The organism is Aminobacter sp. P4_H6_2, assembly GCF_056400805.1.
Map to the genome: position 1 here is coordinate 1 of NZ_JBFUKO010000508.1, position 4,014 is coordinate 4,014.

Consider the following 4,014-nt stretch of genomic DNA (forward strand, 5'->3'; position numbering starts at 1 on the left):
GACCTACGCGATCAAGGCCGAGGCCGAACTGCGTGCGATGGGCATCGACGTCGAGATCATCGATCTCAGGACCATTCGTCCGCTCGACTTCGACACCATCATCGCCTCGGTCAAGAAGACCAACCGGCTGGTCGTCGTCGAAGAAGGCTACCCGCAGTCCTCGGTCGGCGACTTCATCGCCAACCAGGTGTCGCAGCGCGCCTTCGATCATCTCGATGCGCCTGTCATCACCATCGCCGGCAAGGACGTGCCGATGCCCTACGCCGCCAATCTCGAAAAGCTCGCTCTGCCGAATGTCGGCGAAGTGATCGAGGCGGTCAAAGCAGTCACGTATCGCTAGGGCGGGAGGTCATCATGCCGATCAATATCACCATGCCTGCCCTTTCGCCGACCATGGAAGAGGGTAATCTGGCCAAGTGGCTGGTCAAGGAAGGCGACAAGGTTTCGCCCGGCGACGTGATCGCCGAGATCGAAACCGACAAGGCGACSATGGAAGTCGAATCCGTCGATGAAGGCACGGTCGCCAAGCTGCTGGTTCCGGCCGGCACCGAGGGCGTCAAGGTCAACGCGCTGATCGCCATTCTCGCCGCTGAAGGCGAAGATGTCGCTGCCACTGCCAAGGGCGGTGATGCCGTCCCTGCAAAGGCAGAGCCTGCCAAGGCCGAAGCGCCGGCTGCGGCCGCCACGCCTGCGGCTCCTGCGGCTGCGCCGGTTGCCGCTGTTCCGGCAGCTACGCCTGCCGCCAACGGTTCTGCTTCGGCCGCCGACGGCCGCACCTTCACGTCGCCGCTTGCCCGTCGCATCGCCAAGGACGCCAATGTCGACATTCTGGCGCTGACCGGTACCGGCCCGCATGGCCGTGTCGTCAAGGCGGACGTCGAGGCGGCGATATCAGGTGGCGGTGCCAAGGCAGCTCCTTCTGCCAAGGCTCCCGCAGCAGGTGCTGCGGCTCCTGCGCCGAAGGGCATGTCCGACGATCAGGTGCTCAAGCTGTTTGAAGAAGGCAGCTACGAGCTCATCCCGCATGACAACATGCGCAAGACGATCGCGCGCCGCCTGGTCGAGGCCAAGAGCACGATCCCGCATTTCTACCTGACGCTTGATTGCGAGATCGACGCGCTTCTGGCGCTCCGGGCCCAGCTCAATGCTGCAGCCCCAGTGCGCAAGACTGAAAAGGGCGACGTTGCGGCCTACAAGCTGTCGGTCAACGACATGATCATCAAGGCCCTTGCGCTGGCCCTGACCGCCGTTCCCGACGCCAATGTGTCGTGGACCGATCAGGCCATGGTCAAGCACAAGCACGCCGATGTCGGTGTCGCCGTCTCGATCCCCGGCGGTCTGATCACCCCGATCATCCGCAAGGCGGACATCAAGACCCTGTCGGTCATCTCCAACGAGATGAAGGACATGGCTGGGCGGGCACGCAACCGCAAGCTCAAGCCCGAGGAGTATCAGGGCGGCTCCAGTGCCGTGTCCAATCTCGGCATGTTCGGCATCAAGGACTTCTCAGCCGTCATCAACCCGCCGCATGCGACCATCCTGGCCGTTGGCGCCGGGGAAGAGCGGCCGGTGGTCAAGAACGGCGAGATCAAGATCGCCAATGTGATGTCGGTGACGCTGTCGACCGACCATCGTGCCGTCGATGGCGCGCTCGGTGCCGAGCTTTTGTCGGCCTTCAAGCGCTTCATCGAAAACCCGATGGGCATGCTGGTGTAGTTCCCCCATTTCCCCTCCCTCAAGGGAGGGGATTCGAGGACTTCAATCATGAAGACTGTGCTTTGCTACGGCGACTCRCTGACCTGGGGCTACGATGCCGCGGGTCCCAGCCGTCATGCGTTCGAAGACCGTTGGCCAAGCGTGCTGCAGGCCGAACTCGGCGCTGGCGTCAACGTCATCGCCGAGGGCCTCAACGGCCGCACCACCGCCTTTGACGACCATCTCGCAACCGCCGACCGCAACGGCGCGCGGGCCTTGCCGACGATCCTGGGTACGCACACGCCGCTCGATCTCGTCATCATCATGCTGGGCGCCAACGACATGAAGCCGTGGATCCACGGCAATCCGCTGGCCGCCAAGCAAGGCATGGCGCGGCTTGTATCGATCATCCGCGCCTACGATCACGGCATGGAATATGCGGCACCTGAAATCCTGCTGGTTTCGCCGCCGGTGGTCAGCCGGACGGCCAATGCCGAGTTCAAGGACATGTTCGCCGGCGGCGACAAAGCCTCAAGGCAGCTCGCGCCGCTCTATGCCGCGCTCGCCGACGAGGTCGGCTGCGGTTTCTTCGATGCCGGCTCGGTGGCGGAGACCACACCGCTCGATGGCGTCCATCTCGATGCCGAAAACACGCGGCTGATCGGCCACGCTATTGCGCCCATCGTGCGCGTGATGCTGGAGCTTTAGCTTGGCTGGCGTTGTCACCATCCGCAGGGCCGAACGACGCGACGCCGCCGAGCTGGCCGTTCTCGTTGATCTGTCGTCGCATGGCCTGGCCTCATGGCTCTGGTATGGCGCTGTGCTTGACGGCACCACGCAGACAGCGCTGGAACATGGCCGCAATCTGATGCGCGACGACGATGAGCGCGCCGGCTGGAAGGACGCGAGCCTCGCGCAGGTCGATGATGAAATCGCCGGCGTGGTGATCGGCCATGCAGTCGAGCCTTCATTCGCCGACGAAGAGGCGCCGCATCCGGTGTTCGAGCCGATCCTGATCCTTCAAAAACAGGCCATCGGCCACTGGTTCATCGACAGCGTCGGCGTGTATTCGCACCATCGCGGACGCGGCATAGGCCGACAGCTGGTCGACCACGAGATCGCCCGCGCGGGCGCACGGCCCGTCAGCCTGATCACCGAAAGCGACAACGAGGTGGCGCTTGGCCTCTACAAATCCCGCGGATTTGAAGAGATCGCGCGCCACCCATCCGTACCGCTCGACGAAAACAGCAAGAAACACGACTGGGTGCTGCTCACGCGCAGCGCGACTTGATCAAGAGGCAGGACACTCATGGCTGAGAATTACGACGTCATCATCATCGGCTCCGGTCCCGGCGGCTACATCGCGGCGATCCGTGCCGCCCAGCTTGGCCTCAAGACCGCCATCGTCGAGCGCGAGCACCTCGCTGGCATCTGTTCCAACTGGGGCTGCATCCCGACCAAGGCGCTGCTGCGTTCGGCCGAGGTTCTGCACCTGGCCGAGCACGCCAAGAATTACGGCCTCAAGCTTGAAGGCACAATCACCGCCGACCTCAAGGCCGTTGTCGACCGCTCGCGTGGCATTGCCCAGCGCATGAATGGCGGCGTCGGCTTCCTGATGAAGAAGAACAAGGTCGACGTCATTTGGGGCGAGGCCAAGCTCACCAAGCCCGGCCAGATCATCGTGTCGAAATCGACCAAGAAGCCGATGGAGCCGCAGGCGCCGCTGCCCAAGAACACGCTGGGCGAGGGCACCTACAGCGCCAAGCACATCATCGTCGCCACCGGTGCCAGGCCGCGCGCACTGCCCGGCATCGAGCCTGATGGCAAGCTGATCTGGACCTATTTCGAGGCCATGGTGCCACCGGAGATGCCCAAGTCGCTGCTGGTCATGGGCTCGGGCGCGATCGGCATCGAATTCGCTTCCTTCTACCGCACGATGGGCGTCGATGTGACTGTCGTCGAGGTGATGCCGGCGGTCATGCCGGTGGAGGATGCCGAAATCTCCGCCTTCGCCAAGAAGCAGTTCGAAAAACAGGGCATGAAGATCCACCTCGAAGCCAAGGTGACCAAGGTCGAGAAGGGCGCGAACTCCGTCACTGCCCATGTCGAGATGAAGGACGGCAAGGTCGAGAAGATCACCGCCGACAGGATGATCTCGGCCGTCGGTGTGCAGGGCAATATCGAAAACATCGGCCTTGAGGCGCTTGGCATCAAGACCGATCGCGGCTGCATCGTCATCGACGGCTACGGCAAGACCAACGTGCCGGGCATCTACGCCATCGGCGACGTCGCAGGTCCCCCGATGCTGGCCCACAAGGC

At 63.4% G+C, this 4,014-nt stretch carries 5 protein-coding genes; all 5 read left to right on the forward strand.

What is annotated here, in order from left to right; all coding sequences use genetic code 11:
- On the forward strand, positions 1-340 hold a 340-nt coding region (locus AC1DUU_RS25395; protein ID WP_476786141.1), incomplete at its 5' end, for a transketolase C-terminal domain-containing protein.
- Between the two features lie 14 nt (positions 341-354).
- On the forward strand, positions 355-1,716 hold the full coding sequence (locus AC1DUU_RS25400; RefSeq protein WP_476786142.1) for a pyruvate dehydrogenase complex dihydrolipoamide acetyltransferase: 1,362 nt from the start codon (positions 355-357) through the stop codon (positions 1,714-1,716).
- A gap of 48 nt (positions 1,717-1,764) precedes the next feature.
- On the forward strand, positions 1,765-2,403 hold the full coding sequence (locus AC1DUU_RS25405; protein WP_476786143.1) for an SGNH/GDSL hydrolase family protein: 639 nt from the start codon (positions 1,765-1,767) through the stop codon (positions 2,401-2,403).
- A gap of 1 nt (position 2,404) precedes the next feature.
- The gene (locus AC1DUU_RS25410) at positions 2,405-2,986 is read left to right on the forward strand and encodes a GNAT family N-acetyltransferase (RefSeq protein ID WP_476786144.1); all 582 of its coding nucleotides are present in this window, start codon (positions 2,405-2,407) and stop codon (positions 2,984-2,986) included.
- A gap of 18 nt (positions 2,987-3,004) precedes the next feature.
- A partial coding sequence (locus AC1DUU_RS25415) for a dihydrolipoyl dehydrogenase (protein WP_476786145.1) occupies positions 3,005-4,014 on the forward strand: 1,010 nt, incomplete at its 3' end.